Source organism: Rufibacter latericius (assembly GCF_003721515.1).
In the GTDB taxonomy this organism is placed as follows: Bacteria; Bacteroidota; Bacteroidia; order Cytophagales; family Hymenobacteraceae; genus Nibribacter; species Nibribacter latericius.
Genome location: NZ_RJJD01000003.1, coordinates 381724 through 403321, shown reverse-complemented (window position 1 = coordinate 403321; position 21598 = coordinate 381724). Strand labels below are relative to the sequence as shown.

The 21598-nt window shown below is 47.8% G+C and carries 12 protein-coding genes; 6 read left to right on the top strand and 6 right to left on the bottom strand.

What is annotated here, in order from left to right; all coding sequences use genetic code 11:
- Positions 1 to 253: 253 nt before the first annotated feature.
- Together EFB08_RS07290 and EFB08_RS07285 are read left to right on the top strand one after the other, a co-directional pair.
- The gene (locus EFB08_RS07290) at positions 254 to 2134 is read left to right on the top strand and encodes a hypothetical protein (RefSeq protein WP_125077675.1); all 1881 of its coding nucleotides are present in this window, start codon (positions 254 to 256) and stop codon (positions 2132 to 2134) included.
- A 417-nt stretch (positions 2135 to 2551) separates the two neighbouring features.
- Positions 2552 to 3652 carry an SGNH/GDSL hydrolase family protein gene (locus EFB08_RS07285; RefSeq protein WP_123126273.1) on the top strand — a complete coding sequence of 367 codons (1101 nt, stop codon included), beginning with the start codon at positions 2552 to 2554 and terminating at the stop codon, positions 3650 to 3652.
- A gap of 553 nt (positions 3653 to 4205) precedes the next feature.
- Here the strand turns inward: EFB08_RS07285 and EFB08_RS07280 are convergent.
- The 4 genes from EFB08_RS07280 to EFB08_RS07265 form a co-directional block, all read right to left on the bottom strand.
- On the bottom strand, positions 4206 to 5282 hold the full coding sequence (locus tag EFB08_RS07280; RefSeq protein ID WP_123126272.1) for a zinc-binding metallopeptidase family protein: 1077 nt from the start codon (positions 5280 to 5282) through the stop codon (positions 4206 to 4208).
- Positions 5283 to 5347: 65 nt separating this feature from the next.
- Entirely contained in the window at positions 5348 to 6253 is a 906-nt protein-coding gene (locus tag EFB08_RS07275) for a transglutaminase-like domain-containing protein (RefSeq protein ID WP_123126271.1), read from the bottom strand.
- Between the two features lie 22 nt (positions 6254 to 6275).
- Entirely contained in the window at positions 6276 to 7229 is a 954-nt protein-coding gene (locus tag EFB08_RS07270) for an alpha-E domain-containing protein (protein ID WP_123126270.1), read from the bottom strand.
- Positions 7230 to 7394: 165 nt separating this feature from the next.
- The gene (locus EFB08_RS07265) at positions 7395 to 8981 is read right to left on the bottom strand and encodes a circularly permuted type 2 ATP-grasp protein (protein ID WP_123126269.1); all 1587 of its coding nucleotides are present in this window, start codon (positions 8979 to 8981) and stop codon (positions 7395 to 7397) included.
- A gap of 1010 nt (positions 8982 to 9991) precedes the next feature.
- On the opposite strand from EFB08_RS07265, the gene EFB08_RS07260 reads away from it, so the two are divergent.
- Both EFB08_RS07260 and EFB08_RS07255 read left to right on the top strand, forming a co-directional pair.
- Entirely contained in the window at positions 9992 to 11791 is a 1800-nt protein-coding gene (locus EFB08_RS07260; RefSeq protein ID WP_227006247.1) for a mechanosensitive ion channel family protein, read from the top strand.
- Between the two features lie 292 nt (positions 11792 to 12083).
- Positions 12084 to 13004: a hypothetical protein gene (locus EFB08_RS07255; RefSeq protein ID WP_125077674.1), complete on the top strand. Its 921-nt coding sequence runs from the start codon at positions 12084 to 12086 to the stop codon at positions 13002 to 13004.
- A gap of 545 nt (positions 13005 to 13549) precedes the next feature.
- Here the strand turns inward: EFB08_RS07255 and EFB08_RS23455 are convergent.
- Both EFB08_RS23455 and EFB08_RS07250 read right to left on the bottom strand, forming a co-directional pair.
- Entirely contained in the window at positions 13550 to 13705 is a 156-nt protein-coding gene (locus tag EFB08_RS23455) for a hypothetical protein (RefSeq protein WP_165864823.1), read from the bottom strand.
- A gap of 204 nt (positions 13706 to 13909) precedes the next feature.
- Positions 13910 to 15115 (bottom strand): DUF1624 domain-containing protein, encoded by a 1206-nt coding sequence (locus tag EFB08_RS07250; RefSeq protein ID WP_123126266.1) that lies wholly within the window; start codon positions 15113 to 15115, stop codon positions 13910 to 13912.
- A gap of 165 nt (positions 15116 to 15280) precedes the next feature.
- Here EFB08_RS07250 and EFB08_RS07245 point away from each other — a divergent pair, with 165 nt between their 5' ends.
- Both EFB08_RS07245 and uvrA read left to right on the top strand, forming a co-directional pair.
- Positions 15281 to 18604: an RNA-directed DNA polymerase gene (locus tag EFB08_RS07245; protein ID WP_123126265.1), complete on the top strand. Its 3324-nt coding sequence runs from the start codon at positions 15281 to 15283 to the stop codon at positions 18602 to 18604.
- Positions 18605 to 18963: 359 nt separating this feature from the next.
- Positions 18964 to 21501 (top strand): excinuclease ABC subunit UvrA, encoded by a 2538-nt coding sequence (gene uvrA, locus EFB08_RS07240; protein ID WP_123126264.1) that lies wholly within the window; start codon positions 18964 to 18966, stop codon positions 21499 to 21501.
- Positions 21502 to 21598: the final 97 nt, after the last annotated feature.

Genomic DNA, 21598 nt, shown 5'->3' with positions numbered 1-21598 from the left:
TTGGTAATTGGAGGGGTATCAATACCTACATAGGTACTACTTAATAATAAGTATTTTGGCCAAATATATCGATATAGACTATGTTTTGGAGGTTTGAAACGAAACAATTTAGCCTGATTGTGATGTATAAAATACTGATTTTTAGAGGATTGACGTTGATTTTAGACGAATCCTTTGACTTTGAGAATATTTATACATTATATTCAAAACATTAATTCTTTAATCAATCTTTTAACCAAAACAGTAAGCTATTATGAGAACAAATTTATTCAAAATCAGCATGTTTATTGCTGCGGCTACTGTGTTATTTGGGTGTAACCCAGAGGAGGAAGAACTGGCGAAACCAGAATTGTCTGGCAGTGTCAGTAAAGACAGCGGATACGGTTATTATGAAAGCTGTGAAACGGTAACCTTTGATAATTTTACCAGAGGTTCAGACGGCTTTGTGAATGCTGTTACAAGTGACAAAGCAGCTGCTCCCATTTATGTGAGGGCCTATCAAAGGACTGCTGCCAATACTTACAGCGCAGTAAGTTTGGCCAACATCTTCAATTCTAACCAACCTACTCCTGTTCCTGACCCAAATAGGATTGATGACATTCTAACCCCGAACGAAGACTTCGGCGGGGGCGGTGTAGGGGAAGGCGGTGGAATTGGCAGCCCATTTGCCAACAACACCTCCTTAGGCAAAACCTTGATTATTAACCGTACCTCAAACGCAAGCGCCGCTTATGATTATGAGCAAGGCGGTAAATTTGAGTTTGACTTCTCTAATTACGGAACGGTTTCTATGAAATCTATCACCGTATTGGACGTGGATGATTTTGAAGCCGGTGGAAAAGTAGTGTTATACGGACTAGGGAACACCGTTCTTAAAACCGTGAACCTGCAAGTAAGCGGTGACAATGGGAAGCAGGTTGTGAATCTGGGCAATACTGCCGGGGTAGTGAGAATGGAAGTGTTCCTGGGAGCCGGAGGCACCTTAACCGGTTCTGGTGCTATAGATGACATCGTCTTCAACTGCCTGCCTAAATCTAAATGTGAAATAGTAGACTTTACCAGATATAAGAGAGGAGCAGATGGCTTTATCTCTTATGTAACCAGCAACCAATCCTGGACACCTATCTATGTGAAAGCCTACCGGAAAGAAGCTCCTAACACTTACAACACCACGAATGTGGCGAACGTGTTCAATTCTGGTCAGCCTACCCCAATTCCAGATGTTAACCAGATTGATGACTTGCTGACTCCGCACCAAAACTTTGGCGGTGGCGGCGTTGGAGAGGGCGGTGCCTCTGGACCGTTTGTGAACAACACAGCCTTGGGTAGTTTGTTAATCATCAACCGCACTACCAATCCACTCAATGCGTATGACAGCAATACCGGCGGAAAAATCTTGTTTGATTTCTCCCGGTATGGTCATGTAAGCCTTACCTCCATTACTGTGATGGATGTAGACGCGCCTGAAGCCGGTGGAAAAGTGGTGCTGTATGGTTACAAAGATCAAGTTCTGAAAACCGTGATGTTCCAGGTAAGCGGTGACAACGGGAAGCAGATCGTAGATCTTGGCGGAACCAATGGCGTAGTTAAAATGGCCGTGTTCTTTGGTTCAAGCAGTGCTACTGTAGGATCTGGAGGAGTGGACAACATCGTCTTCAACTGCCCTCCTAAAAAACCAAGAGAATATGGTTGTACCTACACCCAAGGTTACTGGAAAAACCATGCGGTTGGTAAAAAACGTGATCCACACTGGGGCAGCTTGCATGATGACATCTTCTACGGAAGCCGTCTGACTTACCTGCAACTTTTGAAAACCCCGCCTAAAGGTGGAAATGCGTATATCCAGTTGGCGCACCAATACATTGCTGCCAAACTGAACATGACGCAAGCCTCTTCTACTCCTGAGGTGGATGCCGTATTTGCCAAAGCTACCGCCTATTTCTCAGCTAAGCATGGCCACAATTACAAAAACACCATCTGGTCTCCATACAACACAGCCACCAGGGCACAGCTTAGATACTGGGCTGAGGTGCTAGGTTCGTACAATGAAGGAGAAATAGGACCAGGCCACTGCGATGACAAAGATGACCATGACGACGATGACGATGATTACGGTCATGGTGGTTATTACTAGGTCGTAAATAGTTGAAGTAACTTTTTTATAAAACTAGAAACGCCGTCATCAGGAGGCCTGATGACGGCGTTTCTAGTTTTATAAAAAACCTCTTTTATGCCTGTTTTCCTAAAAGAAGCCTAAAAATGAACTAGGCAACAAATGGGTTTTTGTTCTATGAAGCTCCTTCGTAAAGCCCTCTTTTAGCAGCATGGTGCTCCTTCATATCCTTTTGTTATTCCTTGCCATATTTAATGCCTGGGGTGGAAGTACGTTGATAGGAATAACCTATTCGCAAAGTTGAATATCCGGAGCATTCAGAAAACCAGTCCAAGAGCATGGTCTTCCCTGCCAATTATTAAACTTACTCCGTAGAGTTAGCATGGAAACCCACCAGAATATCTTTATTCTTGTAGGTTCTATTTCTATGCAACCTCTATGACCATTAAATACCGACACCTGGCTGTAGCCCTTTGTGCCCTGTATGTAGGCTGTACCTCTCTTAAAAACCCCTCAGGGCAGTTATCAGACGAGTTACCAGCCACCGCTTTACAGCCCTTGGGAAGATTTTTGGTGAACGATGCCCAGAACCTGGAGTTGATTTCCTCAGGTGCCCACGTTGGATTTAGCTTTGAAGGAGCCCAAGCCCAGGTGATTGCCTCAGCCCCTTACGCCGGAGCCCACAGTTACCTGCAGTATGAACTAGACGGAGTGTACCAAAAAAGGGTGCGGGTGTCTGGTCAACAGGATACCGTTTTGATTTCTGCACCGGCCGGCAAGCATACGGTCTGGCTCTACAAAACCACCGAAGCCCATTCAGGCTCTTTGATTCTCCAAAAGATTTCCGCCCCCAAAGTAACTTCCCTCAAAAGAAAGACAGCCCCCTTGATTGAGTTTATCGGGAACAGTATCACCTGCGGAGCCGCCGCCGATCCTTCCGACGTACCCTGCGGTACCGGCGAATACCACGACCAGCACAATGCCTACCAAGCCTATGGACCTCGGGTTGCCCGATCAGTGAATGCCAACTTTATCTTAAGCAGCGTAAGCGGATACGGAGCCTACCGCAACTGGAACAGCACCGGACCAGCTCTGCCAGAGGTCTATGAGAAAGTAGATTTCCAGGCTAAAACAACCCAGAACTGGGACTTCGGGAAGTTCACCCCACAGATCGTAAGTATTGCCTTAGGTACCAATGATTTCAGCGACGGCGATGGAAAAACCCCAAGGCTTCCGTTTGACAGTGCCCGTTTCGTGACCGCTTATACCGCCTTCGTGAAGAACGTAAAATCAAAATACCCGCAGGCCCAGATCGCGTTGCTGAGCAGCCCCATGATGAATGGCCCTAAAAAACAGACCCTGGAAAACTGCCTCTCGGCGGTAAAGAAACAGATTGATGCCGCCTATCCCGGTTCCAAGCCCGTAGCGATGCACTTCTTCAAACCCATGCAGGCAAGTGGCTGCACCGGTCACCCCAGCGTTGCCGAGCACGGCATAATGGCAACTGAACTGGAGCCTTTCTTCAAAGGATTGCTGTAAGCAGAGAACCATTCCTTTTGGCTAGGAATACGAGATTCCATGTTGCTTCAACAAGTAAGTTGGAGGCAAAGCAGATAATTGTTATAGGTCTTCACTTCTCAGGTTCCTACAGATTAAGTTTCAAAGGTAAGAGGCCTGTTTTGGCTCTGTTTTGAAGAAAACAGAGCCAAAACAGGCCTCTTACCTTTGAAAGTCGCTGGCGCGAGTTTCCAGCTCGCGCCAGCGGGATGTTCATCTTAAGGCTTATGAGTTTCTTAAAGACAAGTGGCAAAGATAATACTTCAAGTTTGAGTGAAACGGTAACTTGGAGTTGGAGTAATTGCCAGTTTGCAAATGGCGCCAGTTGCAAACTGGCCACATAAAAGCCACAAGTTGCAAACTTGCGGCATAGTTAGGCATAGTAAGTGGGCGCATGTAAGGGGAAAGGCAAACTGGAGTTTTCCTTAAAAGCAAGGATACGTTTAGAGGCTGTTTTGTTCTAAACAGCCTCTAAACGTATCCTTGCTTTTAAGGCCTAAATTAAAAAGGAATACATTATACTTAAAAGAGACACCTAGATTTGCTTCCGGTTTTTCTGAATAAGGCGATGAATGTAGCTCAGCTTGCCGACTACCGGTTCCGAGAAGGTTTCTGGAAGAAGGTCGGGGAGGCCGAGGGAGCGGTTCACTTCGTTTACGCGTAAGCTTAGATCGGCGTAACGGATGAGCATTTCCTCTAGTTGGGTATCTACCAGGTCATCCTTGGGAAGTTTCAGCAGGTCCTGGTTGTCGGCGGTGTCCAGGACAGCCATCATGTCCAGGTAGGTTCCCCAGGTTTCGGCGAAGTCTTCCCAAGAGTGCATGGTGGCATAGGCGCTGATGTAGCTGTTCCGCCAATTGGCTTTAGGGCCGTTTTTGTAATACTGGTCCATGGCATCGGAGTAGGAGGGATTCTCATGGTCCCCGAAGACGGCTTTATAGGCTTCTTCGTCTTTGTCCTGCACCAACAGCTGCCAATAATAATGCCCTACCTCGTGCCGGAAATGGCCGACAAGCGTCCGGTGCGTCTCCCCGAAAGATACGCGCAGTTTCTCGCGCTCTACCGGGTCTGCTTCGCTGAGGTTGATGGTTATTTTGCCATCGGCGTGGCCGGTAAACACTTTTTCGCCTTTTTCCAGCCCAATCCACCCTAATACCGGCGAGGCCTCCACGTCTTCTTTGAAGTCAAAGGAGAGGGGCAGTTCAAAGTTGGAGGATTTGGAGCCGTAGGGCAGCCCTAGTTCATCCAGGAGGTAAAGCAGCCGGCGTTTGGCTACCTCCAGGTCATACCATTTCTGGGCGTTTCCTTCCACAGATAAATCGGGGATGGTTTCGGTGAGTTGGCAGTAACCGCAGAGGTTATTGAAATTATGAGGAACATCGGGCGAGGTTTCCACCATGCGGTTGCACACGTTGTAAGTAGAATAGTTGTAGCATTTCACTACATGGGCCTGGCATTCTTTATTGGTGCAGGTATAGCCGCCTTTGCCGTCTAGCTCCATGGCGTGAATGCCCTTACAAACCGGGCACCAGCCAACTTCTCTGTTGCAGGACACACAGAAAGAATTCTCGAAGAATAACTTGTTGCCGCAACTGCAATGAAATGTTCTCATTTTAAAAATTATGTTTACTGTAGGTTAGCATACACTAGCCACTTATCTAGTAGGCTATGCAAGGTTTACACCTGCAGGCTTGATTGGGTTTGCATTTGCTGCTGTTGGGGTTGTTCTGCTTCCTGAAGGGGATGGACGCTTACACCGTAACTGGTTTTTTGTTTTCCGTTGGTTTTGAGGGTGCCTTTCAAGGGACTGCAGTCTGCGTAATCTGACCCATGGGCCGCTTTTATGTAATGGACATCAGCCAGCAGGTTGTTTGTTGGGTCAAAACCTTGCCACCCAAACCCTGGAATAAAGGCCTCAGCCCAGGCATGCATCACCGCAGATCCCTCCAGTTCCAGGCCCTGATTCAAATACCCAGATACATACCGGCACGGAATCTTGTTCAGGCGGGCAATACCAATAAACAAATGGGTGTAGTCCTGGCAAACGCCTCGGCCAAGTTTGAGTACCTCGTTCGCCGATGTGCACACGTGGGTGGGCACGGGGTCAAATTCCAGCAGGTCATTGATGAAGTTGTTCAGCTTCTGCAAGTAGTCATACACCCCTTGCTCCGGGCTTCGCATCAATAGTTTGCTTCGGTACATCTCTTTGATGTTGGTATAATGCCCGAAACCCAGGTACTGGTGGTTCTCCAGGTAAAACAAATGGTCATGCAGCAGGCGTTGCTCTTCCTCAAGAGGTAAAAGGCCCTCCAACGGGAACGGTGTCCAACTCTTCTCCACAATGGCCCGCATCTGGAATTCAAACGCGCTGAAAGGCTCTACCGAGTGCAGGTTGATGACCTCAAAACCAAAAGGATTGGTGTGCTGAAAGGTCTCGGCCTCCAGCGAGTTGCTCCACGCAACGTTCCGCACTACCTGATTTTCATTCTGGCAGGGAAGAATCAGGAAAGAAAAGAAGGCCTCCCTCACATTTTCCTCATACGTGTTGTGGGTACGGTACACCACCTCGTATTCTGTTTTCATAGATGAAAGGCCAAAACTGGCATCAATGGTACTTTAAATATTTAACGTCTAGTAGATTGGCAATCTCATAGATATCACCTAAGGTCCTCTCCAGGAACTTGGAAGCCCTGTCCTCTACCTCATCAATGGTGAGGTACTGGAAACGGCAGGCCAGTTTTCCGGCCATAAACTCCAATGATTCTTTCCGGCTTTCTTCCTGCTGAAAAGAGATTCCTTCAATGCATTTCTTAATCCACTCCATGCTATACGCAACAGACTTAGGAAACTGGGTATCAAAAAGCAAAAAATCTATCACGTGCGACCGGGTAGGGCTGGTTTTATGGCAGCGCATGAACATGTCAAAGGCCTCTGTGCTCTTGAGGGTGGTACTCCATTGATAGTTCTCCAGGGCGCTTCCCTGCTTCAGGAACTCTAATTTTTCAATGTCTTCCAGCTTGGTTTGCAGGATTCTGATAACCTGTATGGCGCGCTCCAGGTGCATGCCCAGTGAGATGAGCATCCAGACATCGTTGTGAAGCAGGGTGTTTTCAATGTACCCTTTGGTGATATAACTGTTCTCCTCAATTCTGCGGGAGAAGAACTCAATCTCTTCCGAAGCCATTTCTGAGGTCATCAGCTCATTTACCTTGTGGTAAAACCGGTTGATGGCCTCCCATAACTCAATGGAGATGTTGTCGCGGGAGCCGCGGGCGTTTTCCCTGATGCGGCCTATGTAGCTGAGAATAGAGAACTGGTTGGCTTCTGAGATGGAAATAAAATCTATGACTTTGTCGTCTTCCAGCTTTTCATGTACCCCAAAATACGCGTCTTTGCTGCCCGCCATGTTCAGGATAGACTCCAGAATCAAATCGCGGTGCGGGCCAAGCGGCGCATCTACTGAGGAGACATACTGCACTCGGGTATACCGGGCAATGTGCTCGGCCCGCTCAATGTAGCGTCCCATCCAAAACAAGCTGTTTCCAATTCGTGAAAGCATATTTTATAGTTCTGAGTCTTGAATCCTGAGTTCTGAGTCAGGAGGTTGTTGGTTTTGTTTACTTTATTTGGTGGTTCCCCTTTGAAGAAGGTAGGGGAATGACCTGCTTTAGCCGATCAAAATGCCTACATCACTTTTAGTCCCCCAAGGCTTGCCCATGGAGCCTTAAGTCCCGATGGACATTCCTTGAGGGCCCATGGTCATGGTTTCTCCGTTCATGGTCATGCTTTGTTCCATGGAACTGTTCTGTTCCATCGACATGCCGGAGCCGTCTTCCGCCATTACCCAGGTGTCTTTAGAGCCACCGCCCTGCGAGGAGTTCACAATGAGGCTGCCTTTTTTGAGGGCCACGCGGGAGAGACCTCCTTTGAGCACGAATTGCCGATCTTTGCCCAAAAGCGTGAACGTTCTTAAATCCACGTGGCGGGGTTCAAACTGGTCTTCGCCTTCAATGAAGGTGGCGTGCATAGATAGGTTCATGATAGGCTGCGCGATGTACTTGCGCCGGTTTTCGGTTACCAGGGCTTTGAACTCGCTTAGTTCCTCCTTTGTAGCCTTGTTCCCGATGAGGATGCCGTAACCGCCGCTTTCATCCACGGGTTTAATGACCAGGTTGGCCATGTTCTCCAGCACGTATTTGAAATCATCGTCTTTCTCGCAGCGGTAGGTGTGCACGTTGTTGAGGATGGGCTCCTGCTGCAGGTAGTACCGGATAATGTCGGGCACGTAGGTGTAGACCGCTTTGTCATCGGCGAAGCCGGTGCCGGGCGCGTTAATCAGGTTTACGTTGCCTTTTTTGTAAGCAGCCATAATTCCGGGAACGCCCAGCATGGAATCCGGCTTGAAGGCCATTGGGTCCAGGAAGTCATCGTCCAGGCGGCGGTACACCACGTCTACCCGTCTGGGGCCGTTGATAGTCTTCATGTACACGAAGTTCTTCTCTACGTACAGGTCGCGGCCTTCCACCAGCGGCACGCCCATGGTGAGCGCCAGGAACGCATGCTCAAAGTACGCCGAGTTGTACACGCCCGGGGTAAGCACCACGCAGGTGGGCGCATCAATGCCTTTGGGCGCGACACTCTGCATAGTAGCCAGCAGTTCCTGCGGATACTCCTGCACGGTGCTCACATTGAACTGCCGGAATATCTGGAACAGCGTCCGTTTCATGGTCACGCGGTTAGAGAGCACGTAGCTGATGCCCGACGGGCACCGCAGGTTGTCCTCCAGCACGTAGTACTTCCCGTCTGAGTGCTTGATAAGGTCAGTGCCGGAGATGTGGTTGTAGATGCCGCCAATGGGTTTGAAATCCAGCATGGCCTTGAGGTAGTTCTTGGAGGAGAAAATCAGCTCGGCGGGTACTACCTTGTCTTTGAGGATGTGCTGCGGACCGTAGATGTCCTGCATGAACAGGTTCAGAGCCACGCACCGCTGCACAATGCCTTCCTCCAGGCGGGCCCACTCGGCGGCGGGTATAATGCGGGGGAACAGGTCAAAAGGGAAAATGCGTTCTACGCCCTTGGCCTTGTCTGTGTACACCGAAAAGGTGATGCCCTGGTTGAAGAACGACATCTTGGCGTGCTCGTTCAGTTCTTTGAAATCCTCTTTTGAAAACTCCAGAAACTGCTGATACACGGCCTGGTAATGCGGGTGTACCTGGCCCGGAGCCTTAAATACTTCATCTAAAAACTGTGGGAGAATCTGGTAATTCTCCAAAATTCCACTGCTCTGGTTCTGGCGCACAGCTGCATCCATATCTGTAGGTCTAAATACGTTAAAGTAGTAAGAGGTAATCTGTCCAATAGGCAAACCCGGAATTTGTTAAGTCCTGATTTGCGCCTGTTTTCACGAAATGAGGGGCAAAGCCCCGAAGATGTACTGCCGCATTCTGCCTCAAATCTCTGTGTCTGTCCTGCTTCGCCCAGCAAAACTGCCTTGAGAAGGTTGGGAAATCAGGAGGAGTTGCCGCCCGACCTGTACCTTTCTAAACTGCCCCTTACGGGAAAAGGATGGGGCAAAGTTTGCCGCCAAACCCTATAAAGAAGGCCAATTGATGAAAATCAGTATTAATCTAAAGGCCCTAACGTACTTTCCGCAGAGGGAAAGAATGAATCCAGGTCATGACGTGGTAATTCCCTCCTGTAGATGCCGGAAAAACATTGGGTTTCAAAGTTGGATTTACCTCTAAGGATTTCTCCCATAGGAATTTTTTTACTACTAAATGGATTAACATTAACCCAAGAGTTAACCCAGGAATCTTGAGGAACCCAGAAGCCGAATGTCCCCTTTGAAGGGGGTAGGGGGATGACCAGGTCGTTACAGGAACCGTTGGCTTTCCCGCAGGGGCAAAAGCGCAACTCCTGTTTAGGGCAACCACAAGAGATTGCCCCTACAAAACAATAGCGCCTAGATCAACAGGTGTAAACATCGCCTTTGGCCTCTTCAAAGGGGGATTCCGCCTTGGGTAGCAGAGTTGCTAAAAGACAGGCTGTAAGGAGATAAGCCCAGGAAATGACTTGGGGAGAGTAGCAGAACGATCATCAATTCTGACCTTGAAGGGGCAAGAGAAGCTGCCATTCAAAAGCGGGTTTACAGCGGGTTCTAAAGAAGGCAACTTTAACACAGAAGTATAACCCCCAGGCTTTCGGCACGTTTTTAAAGAAAATGAGCTAAAAGCAGCCCCAATCCTGGTGCTTATATGCACGCCAAAGGGAGTGAGGAAGCTTTCTCATGCCTCTGTTTTCTATTTTCCACAGAAGCCATTTATGACCCACCCAATGCCTTTTATCAACCACTTCCTTTCCTTTTTTAGAAATAAGATTTCGGGCCGAAGCCCCTTGTTTTACCTGTTGCTGCTGGGAATGACCCTCCAGGCTTTGCCGGGATACGCCCAGGAACAGACAGTAGACTCAGCCGCTGCGGCGGTGGTGACTCCAGACTGGCCTCTGGACACTTTAGGCCGGCGCACGCCGCGCGGGACAGTACAGGGCTTCATAAATTCCATTGCCGATGAGAATTATGAAAGAGCAGCCCTTTACCTGAACCTGGACAGCACCCTGGACCGGAAGCAGAACGGTGCCAAGCTGGCCCACGCTTTGCAACGCCTGCTTGACCAGAGCGGAGACATTATTCCGTATTCGTTAATCAATGACACCTACGAGGGACGCACCGATGACAACCTGGGCCCTAACCTTGACCGGGTAGGCGATGCGACCGTCAACGGCGAAGAGTTTGACTTGTTTCTGGAGAAGCTGGAAGACGCAGAAGGCGGCCCCGTCTGGCTTTTCTCTTCCCAAACGGTGCAGCGCATACCCGAGGTCATTGAGGATACCAAAAAGCCCCTCGCAGATAAAGTAATGCCTGAGTTTGCCGTGGACACCAAGTGGAACGGCGTACCCGTGGGGCAATGGGTGTTCCTGCTCATGATTGCAGGCCTGGCCTATACCGGTTCCTGGGTAGTGATTCGGTTGGTGGTGTTTCTGATTAAGCTTTTCTGGCGCAGAGCCCGCGAGGAACACATCACGGGCATCATCCATGCGTTTACCTTGCCTTTGCAGTTGTACCTGGCTTTGTGGCTGTTCATTGCCACAACCCAGCGCGTAGGCATCTCCATCATTGTACGCCAGCAGTTCAGTCAGTTAACGGTGCTCATTGGCCTGATGGTGTTTTTGCTTTTGCTATGGCGCCTGATAGAGGTTATGTCTCAGTATCTGCAACGGAGACTGTTACGCAAACGGAACCAGGCAGCTTTGTCAGCAGTGCTGTTTCTGCGCCGGGGGGCAAAAATCGGGATCATCGTCTTCGGGGTGATTGCGTTTTTGGGTACGCTGGGCTTTGATGTGACGACCGGTTTGGCCGCCCTGGGGATTGGTGGTATCGCGTTGGCATTGGGCGCCCAGAAAACCGTGGAGAACTTTGTGGGTAGCGTGACACTCATCGCCGACCAGCCCATCAGGGTAGGGGACTTCTGCAAGGTGGGCGACACCACGGGTACCGTGGAATCCATTGGCATGCGCTCCACCCGCCTCCGGACGAACGACCGCACCGTGGTGACCATCCCCAACGGTGATTTTTCCTCGCAGCGCATTGAGAACTTTGCCCACCGTGACCGCGTGTGGTTTCACCCTACCTTCGGCATACGCGCCGATTCCAGCCCTGACCAGATTCGGTTTCTGTTGGTAGAGCTTCGGAGCATTCTCTACGCCCACCCCAAGATTGACCCAGAATCAGCAAGGGTGCGGTTTGTGGGCATCGGGGCCTCTTCGTATAACCTGGAGGTATTCTCGTACGTGATGACCGCCGACTACAATGAGTTCCTGGAGATTCAGGAAGACCTGCTGCTGCGCATGATGGATGTGATTGACGCCAGCGGAACCGGCTTTGCCTACCCAACCCAAACCATCTTAATGGGTCGAGACTCCGGCCTGTCCGAAGAGAAAACCCAGGCCACCGTTGGGAAAGTAAAACAGTGGCGCGACGCCGATGACCTTCCGTTGCCCCGGTTTAGCCCGGAGCGCATTGAAAGCCTGCGCAACACCATACCGTACAAAGAAAAGGGAGCTTAGGGGCTGATAAAAGCAAAATGCGGTTAGGGGTAGTTTTTCAAAAAACAGTCCCTAAACGCATTTTGCTTTTCAAGCTGTAAGGGTGAGGCAAACCGAAACTTGTGGCTGCCTTGAATAGCCCTTTTGCAACGGTGCCTTTACAAAAAGGCCATCATTTCTACTCCATTTACCGCAGCACGCGCACTTGAATTATAAATAGGTATTGGTGTAGGGGTTTACAGAAGTAGCTAAGAATACTTATGAATATTGAGTAGCTTTAATCCTTCTATCCAATATTCTATAACAAATTTCTATGCCTAAACCTTTTCATCTTTATTTGATGCTGCTATGGGTGTGTTTTCTAGGTACTGCCTGTGGCAGCAAGCAGGAAGATCCCGCCCCGGTACCTCAGCCAACGCCCGTGCCTGTTCCTACCCAACCCAAGGAAGTAAAATGCCGGATTGTAAAACAGGTGCTGGACTATCCTGATCCAGCTGAGTCTTTCACCCGCGAGTTCCAGTACACGGCCAACCGGCTTACCAAAGTGGTGGATACGAAGAAGACCGGAAGCACTGTGCCGGTGGCGTACTCCTTTGAGTATAACTCCCAGGGCCAATTGGTAAAGACCAATTTCCTGGACAATGACGGAAAGCCCATGTTTTACTACACGTATGAACACACGCCCTCAGGCCTCCTCTCAAAAATTCACCTTCACCTTAGGCTAGGTGATTATTCTGCTCCCCCGGTGATTGTGACTACCAGAAACATGGGGTACAACACTAAAAACCAACTCACCTCTGTAAAGGAATATCTCATGACCGGGCAGGCCCCGCTTATTTCCAGAGATATCACCTACACCTATGATGCCCAGGGGAACATCACCAACAGCCATGAGTACCGGGTGCTGGAGTATGTGGGGGCAGAGGTGAAATATGATGTGATGGTAGACGAACGGTTCACCTATGACAACAAGGTCAACCCATACCGCGAAAGCCCCTTTTTCCAGTATTTCCCCTTTATTTCGGCGCCCGAGAACTGGTCTTTAAATAATGTGGCTACCATGACCTCTGGTACTTCATCCGAAGGAACCAAAAAAGGTCCAAGCACAGAGTTTAATACTGCTCAGTTCAACTTCACCAAGACCAATACCTTCACCTATACAACCCAAAACCGGCCCGAGAACCAAACTGCCGACCGAGGTCCTAATTACAGTTTCACCTATGCCTGTGAGTAACTCAGCCGGTTCAAAGGCCTTTTTCTCTGACATAAATTTGCTTGGTCAAGTGCCGTTCTCTTGGGAGGACGGCACTTTTTCTTGCCCGTAAACCCGGTTCAGGACAGCACGCATGGGGAGCTTGCGCAACACCATTCCTTACAAGGAAAAGAACGCGTAGTAGAAGTGCCAAAGTGCAAAAGGCGTTTTGGGGCTGTTTTGAGAGAAACAGGTCGCAAACGCCTTTTCCATTTTCATGCAGTAGGTTTGAGCTTTACATTCCGAAGGCTGGAGCATTACATACCTCACATGCCGCAAGTTTGAGTGAAACGGAAACTTGTGGCTCCCTTTAATGGCCAGTTTGCAACTGGCGCCAGTTGCAAACTGGCCATTGGTTCTACTCCAAGTTACCGCTTCGCTCAAACTTGAAGTATGGGTCTAGTAGAGGGTATTGGTGTTCTTAGCTCATTACTTATGTAAACTAGTTGCTGTTTCAAAGAGAAGTCATACCCCATTTACCCAAAGGAGCGGCTTTGTGACAACATTGACATTTCAGAAAAAGCAACTTACTCCACCTTGAAAAACAGCTTGAAATGCGTTTCAATGGCGGTGGCTTCTTCTGGGGTGAGGGAGGCAAATTCTTTGGTATGGGCGCGGGTAGATAAGCTGCCGTTGCCCTGTAGCAGAAACTGGATGAGCAGGGAGACGGTTTTGTCCGGCATCTGGATGTGGTCATCCAGCCAGGCTGGGTAGATTTTGTGAAAAGCAGGTATAACTAGATGGTTCCTGTTTAAACAAGGTAAAACTCCCTTGCCTATGGAAGATAGAGGCAGAGCTGTTTTCTGGCCATTTTTGAAAAAGTAGCCTCTAAACAGGATTACCGGGAGCCAGTCATGAGCCGCCAGCAAGCACCAACCCGAACTGCGCTACAGATAACTCAGCCACTTATTCTCTGGGTGGGCGGCTTTGTAGCGGCTGTACCAGCGGCAGGCGGGGTAGAGCACCAGCACCACCGTGATCCAGACAAGGTACACATACGGCAGCTCCACGCCCACGCCGGTCTTTGGGCGGCCAAACTCCAGCGACCCGAAGGGCAGTTCTTTCCAGGTGAGGCCCTGCCAGAACATGAGCAGCAGCATGCCCGTGTGAATGAGGTACCAATGCGCCAGGTAGAAGAACAGTGGCACCCGGCCGTACACGGTGAGAAAGCGGGTAAACGCGTTTTGGGCCCGTTCCAGCAAAACCAGCGCTAAAAACATGAGGCCCAGAAACAAGGCCGCGTACAGCAAGGACGGCGGATACTTGGTCACGTTCAGGAAGGACAGCACCGTGAACATCGCCGTTTTCTGCACCGCCCAGGGACTAGGATCGCCGTACACCTGCACCCACCGCAGCACCGCAAATACGCCCAACGCCACCGCCGCCGAGAGCCACAGCAGCTTCCGGCGTTTAGGGGCCGTTTTTTGAAAAACAGGCCCAAAACCGAAGCCCAGCAGCAGGATGCCCAGCCACGGAATCACGGGGTACGCCACCAGCAGCGACAACCCCTCGGAGGGTTGGAAGAACCCCGGCCGGAACAGGAGGGAATAGAAGAACTTACCCAGCATGCCCTCGGCCGGACCTGCTTGCGGCAGCAGGTTGTGCAGCAGGATAATGGCCAGCCCGAGGCCGCCAATCACCCGGGCCGGGAGCCGCAGCAGCGCCGCCAGCACCACAAACCCGAACCCAATGGCAAAGATCACCTGGAACATAGTGGTCCGGAAGAAGATGTCAAACCAGATCCCGAAGCTGATGACCGTGACCTCCAGCACCATGAGCCAGACCCCGCGGGAAAGCAGGAACCGCTGGGCGCGCCCGTAGTCTCCGTCTCGGTGGAGCGACAGGAACGCCGAGGTACCCGCCAGGAACACAAAGGTGGGCGCGCAGAAATGCGTGACCCAGCGCGTCAGGAACAGGGCCGGGGTAGTGGTGTCAAACGACAGCGGGTCCTGCGCCAGCGAGGTAGTGTGCCACAAATCGCGCACGTGGTCCAGCGCCATGAGGACAATGGCCAACCCCCGGACAACATCAATGGAAGAAACCCGGGTGTGGCGGGCTTGCGCCAGCGGAGTAGAAGCTTGAGTGCGGAGCATATGGTGTAAGTTGGTAGATGAATATGTATATTTTAATTTTATTTTAAAATGCTAATGATGAAATAATAAAATTCTATGTAGTTATAAGAAGAATAAAATATAAAATAGCTACTATTGTAAATAAAGATTAGAACAGAGTTGAATTAAATCAAAATGTAGGGCAATATGAATTTTGAGTTTAGTGATATAAAAGATGCATATATAAAGTTAAAAACTTATGTATATTATGATAATAATGATTTGTTGTTGAGAAGGCAATTAGTTGAATTTGAATCAAATAGTACAAAAGATGTTATATCGGATTTAACAGGTGGGCCTGAGCCATATAGAAATGTAGATAATGTATTTGGGGGGAATATATTTAAGACAACTGATGAAAAGCTGAAACAGATAACCGAAAAATTAAATAGTTACCATAACGATCCTTCTTTTTTTAACTACTTTATAAATAGGGTTGATGTTAATTTCTACCCAAAAAAGATAAAAGAAAGAGATGTTGATAAAAATTTTATATCAAATAAGATAGTTCAAGATGAATATACTGTTGAGAGAGTAACCCCATTTATTTTTGCTCCAATAGAACTACATATTGTTGCAGTACTTTGGATTCTAAAATTTGGTAAAGATTTCGATTCAAAGTTGAAAGACTGTTGCTTAGGTAATAGATTGTTGTTAGATAAAGAAAAGGAAAAAGTTGTGCAAGGTTCTGGTTTATTTAAGCCATACTTTAAACAATATAAAAAATGGCGTGACGATTCAGTGTTAGTAGCTGAAAACCTTTTAAAGCAAGAAAAAAATGTTCTTTTTTTGACATTAGATATTAAAGATTACTACCATTCCGTAAGGATACCTAAAACTGATTTAGTAAATCAATTAGGAGAAATTTTAGGAAGTGGAGCAAGTAATCTTCAAAATATATTCTATAATACTCATGTTAAGTACACTGAATTAGTTTCAAGAAACTATCAAACACCTTTTGAATTTTATTCTAGTTTAAAAAAAGAGGAAGATGTATTACAAGAAATTATATTGCCTATAGGGCTTCTTTCTTCTTATATAATTGGAAACTATTATTTAAGGCATTTCGATAAAAGAATAGTAGAAAAGATAAAACCTGCATACTATGGTAGATATGTTGATGATATATTAATTGTGTTATCTGATCCTAATCCCAATTATAACAGTGAAGAAGAGGATAAAAGCATCAGCTTTAATTTTGATAAATATAAAAACAATTTAAATTCTGGTGTTGAAGAGGTAGTTTCATTTGAAGAAGATGACTTAAGTGATATTGAAAGGTATATTTTAGTGAATTTTTATCCTGTTTTAAATATTGTTAATAAACCTAAATTATACAATAAATATGATAGCCTAACAGTGGAGGAATCACGAGTTATTAAGATTTGTGGTTATAGGTTTCTGTACTGCCAAAGTGATAAATCACTTCTTTACTACTTTGATCATAATGAGTCAAGTTTAGTGATTGATAAGTTAAAAAAAGAGTTAGATGATAGAACAAGTGAATTTCGTGATTTTCCAGATGATGAATCTACAGATAGCTTTGAAGAAAGTGCTTATAATCTCCAATATGATGGTGCAGAAGGAAAAATTAAAACTTTAAGAAATTATAAAGAAAATAGATTTGGCTTAACTATTTATTTATCCAATAAAATATTTAGTGCACTTAGGCATGAAAAAAAGATTTCTGAAGAAGAAAAGAATCAAGTATTGCTTTTCTTTAGGGGAGAAAATTGTTTAAACTTTTATAAGCTTTGGGAAAAGATATTCACCTTTTTCTTAGTAAATGATCAAGCTTTAGCTTATGTAGAGTTTTATTTACATTGTGCTTCTCAAATAGATAAAATCAAATCCAAAAAAGGTGAAGTTGGTGCATCAAAAGTTAATGATGAACAAATAATATCTACATTGATTAATTATTTGGACTGTTCCCATGAATTAACCCTGTCCTTAAATCCTTCTTTTATCAAGAAAACTAAACAAGCTAGTTTAAATTTCAATTTTCAACTTCTTAAACTAAAAAATAGGTCATATTCTCTTTTCTATTTAGACTTTGAACCTACTAAAGACGATTCTTACTGGGTGAAAAGGTTTAGAAGGACTAATATGGTCCGTCATCAATATGTTGTTCACCCATTACTTAGCTTTACGAATGGATCAAAAAAAGAATGGACAGATCTAACAAGCATTAGATTAGATTTTAAAAAATATATTCTTGACCCGGAATTAATTAAAAATTCTCCTAGACCGGTTAAGTTTTGGGAATGTTGTCTAGCAGTAGCATTTAGTGAATTAGGTGGAAGTAACCTTGAACTAGGTAAGATTAATGAAGATTCATATTTTGAAACAAGAGTACTAGGGTTAAGAAGACCTAAAGGTCAAGTAGGTACTTTGTTAGATGACAAAGAAATAAAATTTGGGAGTGAATTCTATCTGGATGATGCTTTTAATTTGTATAAGTTTGTTAACGAGATACATGTTTCCTCTTATATTTTAAATGATTCTGATTTTAGGGATGAGTTTTATAAGAGAAAAACTCACAAGCTAAAATTCGATAAGTGGAAACGATTAAAGGTTCAAGAATTTCAAGTTAACGTTAACAATAATCGTCTTAACGAACCTACTATTGCATTCGTAAACACAGAAGTTGATAAAGTAAATATAATTTCAAGTTTACGAGGTAAGCCAAATTTAACTGTAGAGAGATATAATAAATTAGCTAATATATTAAAATCTGTAAGGAAGCTAAACGCTGATGTGTTGTTGTTTCCAGAGTCCTTTGTGCCTATCAATTTGTTAACTAGTCAAGTTAATTTTTCTGCTAAAGAACAGGTTTTGCTAGTAACTGGATTAGAACACTTAACTATTAATAAAGTTGCTTTTAATTTTATAGTAACAGTACTGCCAATAGAAGTAAATGGTATAAAGGATGCAGTTGTGGTTTTTAGGTTAAAGAACCATTATGCTCATATGGAGGAGGAATTAATATATAGGAATCATTTAATTGTTCCAAAACCCAAGCCTTATAGATATGATGTTTTTAATTGGCGGAATTTATATTTTACAACATATTATTGTTTTGAATTAGCAAATGCAATACATAGAAGTTTATTAAAAGGTAAAATAGATCTTCTAATTGGTGTTGAATGGAACAGGGATACGCCTTATTTCTCTAATATAGTTGAATCTGTTAGTAGGGACTTGCATACTTATGTAGCTCAAGTTAATACTAGCCAATTTGGTGATACTAGGTTGACTCAGCCAGTTGATTCAGCTCGAAAGGATTTGTTGAAGCTAAAAGGAGGAATTAATGATGCTGTACTTTTAGCAAAGATTAATCTTTCTACCATAAGGGAATTTCAACGAAAAAAGTACTCTTCCTCGCCAGAGGATAAAGATTTTAAGCCTTTACCACCTGATTATTTATTAGAAGATGTTATGAAGAGAATCAATAATGGTCTGGTATTTTAACTATAGTAAATTTTTTAATATGGTAATTTTAAGCGATTAAACAGGTTGTGAATCAATTAAAGTATATACTTTATAAATCATCAGGTAAACATTAAAATTTTTTTTGTATATAGTTTTGTTGTCTGTTATTTATTTGTTTTCATGTTTAGTGTAAACTTCAAGTGTTATTTGCATGTTTAATCTGGTGAAAGATATATTAAAAAAAATCGTATAAGTCAAGTAACAGGAATGTCGTAACAATATAAATCTACAGATGGCTAGACAATGGAATTATTTTATATTAATATATTAAAATTGTTTAAATGAAAAAAACAGCTTTACTGCTATTGTAATTTAAATACCAATAGGTTCTCTAGCAGATGATAAATGCTTCCTCTATTTTTACTACATCATTCCCCGGCTTCGTCACCGTACGTGGGGCACGCGAGCATAACCTGAAGAACGTAGACCTCACCATTCCCCGAGACGCGCTGGTGGTGTTCACGGGCGTGTCGGGGTCGGGGAAGTCGTCGCTGGCGTTCGGGACGCTGTACGCCGAGGCCCAGCGCCGCTACCTGGAGAGTGTGAGCCCGTACGCACGGCGGCTGTTCCACCAGATGGCCGTGCCCGAGGTAGACGCCATTGAGGGCCTGCCCCCGGCCGTGGCCCTGCAGCAGCAACGCGGTACACCCACCACCCGCTCCAGCGTGGGCAGCGTAACCACGCTCTCTAATTTGGTGCGCATGCTCTATTCGCGGGCCGGAGACTACCCGCCGGGGCAACCCATCATCTACGCCGAGGCGTTCTCGCCCAACACCCCCGAGGGCGCTTGCCCCACCTGCCACGGCCTGGGCCGCATCTACGACGTCACCGAAGAAAGCATGGTGCCAGACCCCTCGCGTTCTATCCGGGAACGGGCCATTGCCGCCTGGCCCACCGCCTGGGGCGGCCAGAACCAGCGCGACATTCTGGTGACCCTGGGTTATGACGTAGACACCCCCTGGCGCGAGCTGCCCCAGAAAGACCGTGACTGGATTTTGTTCACCCAGGAGCAACCCGTGGTGCCCGTGTACCCCGGCTATACCCCAGAGCAAACCCGCCGCGCCCTGCAACGCAAAGAAGAACCCAACTACATGGGCACCTTCACCAGCGCCCGGCGGCACGTGTTCCATACCTTCGCCCACACCAACAGCCCCCAGATGAAAAAGCGGGTGCTGCAGTACATGCTGCACACAGACTGCCCCACCTGCCACGGCAAACGCCTGAACCCCGCCTCGCTCTCCGTCCACTTCGCGGGCTATGACATCACCGAGCTCTCGCGCCTGCCCCTCCAACGTGTGGGTGACCTGCTGCAACCGTTCGCCCAACCCGCTGCTTCCGGCCACACGGCGTCAGACGAGGCCCACCCCGAGCAACAACTGGTGAAGCAGCGCATCGCCCAGGATTTGACCGCCCGGATACAAGTGTTGCTGGATCTGGGCCTTGGCTACCTGTCCCTGGAACGAAGCACTCCTACCTTGTCGCCCGGCGAATTGCAGCGCCTGCGGCTGGCCACGCAACTGTACTCGCACCTGTTTGGCGTGGTGTACGTCCTGGACGAACCCTCGGCGGGCCTGCACCCCAGTGATACCGTAGCCCTGCTCACCGCCCTGGAGAACCTGAAGAAAGCCGGCAACTCGCTGTTTGTGGTAGAGCATAATTTAGATGTCATCCGGCAAGCCGATTGGCTCGTGGACGTAGGCCCTGCCGCCGGCGAGAAAGGCGGCGAAATCCTCTACAGCGGTCCGCCCGAAGGCCTGCAACAGATAACTAACTCCCAAACCGCCGCCTACCTGTTCGGTGCCGCTCCGGTGCAATCGCGCCCACGCCGCACGCCCACCGGCTGGCTCAAACTAAGCGGCGTCACCCGCAACAACCTGCAGAACCTGAGTGCGGACTTTCCTCTGGGCGTGTTCACCACCGTTACGGGCGTGTCGGGCTCCGGCAAGAGCAGCCTGGTGAGTCAGGTACTGGTTGAACTGGTAGCCGATGCCCTGGGCCAGGAACTCCAACCCGAGGAAGAAGAAGCCGGTCAACTGGAAAGCCCCGCCCCGCAGACCCTGGGCGGCAGAATTGTGAGTGGTATGGAGCACATCAAGCGGCTGGTGCGGGTAGACCAGAAAGCCATCGGCCGCACGCCCCGCTCCAACATGGCCACCTACACCGGCCTCTTTGACCACGTACGCAAACTCTTCGCCGAGACGCCGCTGGCCAAACAGCGCCGCTATGACGCCGGCCGCTTCTCGTTCAACGTGGCCAAAGGCCGCTGCGAGAACTGCCAGGGCGAAGGCTTCGTGATGGTGGAACTGCTCTTCCTGCCCAGCGTGTACGCGCCATGCCCCGTCTGCCACGGTGCCCGCTACAACGCCCAGACCCTGGAAGTCACCTACCGCGACCTCAACATCGCCCAGGTCCTGAACCTCACCGTAGACGCCGCCCATGAATTCTTCCACGAAGAACCCGCCATCCACCGCGCCCTCACCGTGCTGCGGGAAGTAGGCCTGGGCTACCTGCGCCTCGGCCAACCCGCCACCGAACTCTCCGGCGGCGAAGCCCAGCGCATCAAACTCGCCACCGAACTCCAACGCCTCAGCCGCGGTAACACCCTCTATGTGTTAGATGAACCCACCACCGGCCTGCACCCGGCAGACGTGGAGAAACTCATGACCCAGCTAGACACCCTGGTAGACGCCGGCAACACCGTCATCGTGGTAGAACACACCATGCGCGTCGCCGCCGCCAGTGACTGGGTCATAGACATCGGTCCCGGCGCAGGGGAGGAGGGCGGCCAGATTGTCGCCACCGGTACCCCGGAGGAAGTAGCTGGGGTGGAGGGAAGTAAGACGGCTCCGTTTCTGAAGAAAACATTGGAAGGATAGGTGAGTTTTTAGGCTGGTTTTGTGGAAACAAGCCTAAAGCATGCCTAATACATGCCGCAAGTTTGAGCGAAGCGGTAACTTGTGGCTCCCTTTAGTT

Coding starts and splice junctions, on each gene's coding strand:
- EFB08_RS23455 (WP_165864823.1), bottom strand. CDS start 13,705: ATGCCGGACAAAACCGTCTCCCTGCTCATCCAGTTTCTGCTACAGGGC.
- EFB08_RS07285 (WP_123126273.1), top strand. CDS start 2,552: ATGACCATTAAATACCGACACCTGGCTGTAGCCCTTTGTGCCCTGTAT.
- EFB08_RS07290 (WP_125077675.1), top strand. CDS start 254: ATGAGAACAAATTTATTCAAAATCAGCATGTTTATTGCTGCGGCTACT.
- EFB08_RS07265 (WP_123126269.1), bottom strand. CDS start 8,981: ATGGATGCAGCTGTGCGCCAGAACCAGAGCAGTGGAATTTTGGAGAAT.
- EFB08_RS07250 (WP_123126266.1), bottom strand. CDS start 15,115: ATGCTCCGCACTCAAGCTTCTACTCCGCTGGCGCAAGCCCGCCACACC.
- EFB08_RS07275 (WP_123126271.1), bottom strand. CDS start 6,253: ATGAAAACAGAATACGAGGTGGTGTACCGTACCCACAACACGTATGAG.
- uvrA (WP_123126264.1), top strand. CDS start 18,964: ATGATAAATGCTTCCTCTATTTTTACTACATCATTCCCCGGCTTCGTC.
- EFB08_RS07260 (WP_227006247.1), top strand. CDS start 9,992: ATGACCCACCCAATGCCTTTTATCAACCACTTCCTTTCCTTTTTTAGA.
- EFB08_RS07280 (WP_123126272.1), bottom strand. CDS start 5,282: ATGAGAACATTTCATTGCAGTTGCGGCAACAAGTTATTCTTCGAGAAT.
- EFB08_RS07245 (WP_123126265.1), top strand. CDS start 15,281: ATGAATTTTGAGTTTAGTGATATAAAAGATGCATATATAAAGTTAAAA.
- EFB08_RS07255 (WP_125077674.1), top strand. CDS start 12,084: ATGCCTAAACCTTTTCATCTTTATTTGATGCTGCTATGGGTGTGTTTT.
- EFB08_RS07270 (WP_123126270.1), bottom strand. CDS start 7,229: ATGCTTTCACGAATTGGAAACAGCTTGTTTTGGATGGGACGCTACATT.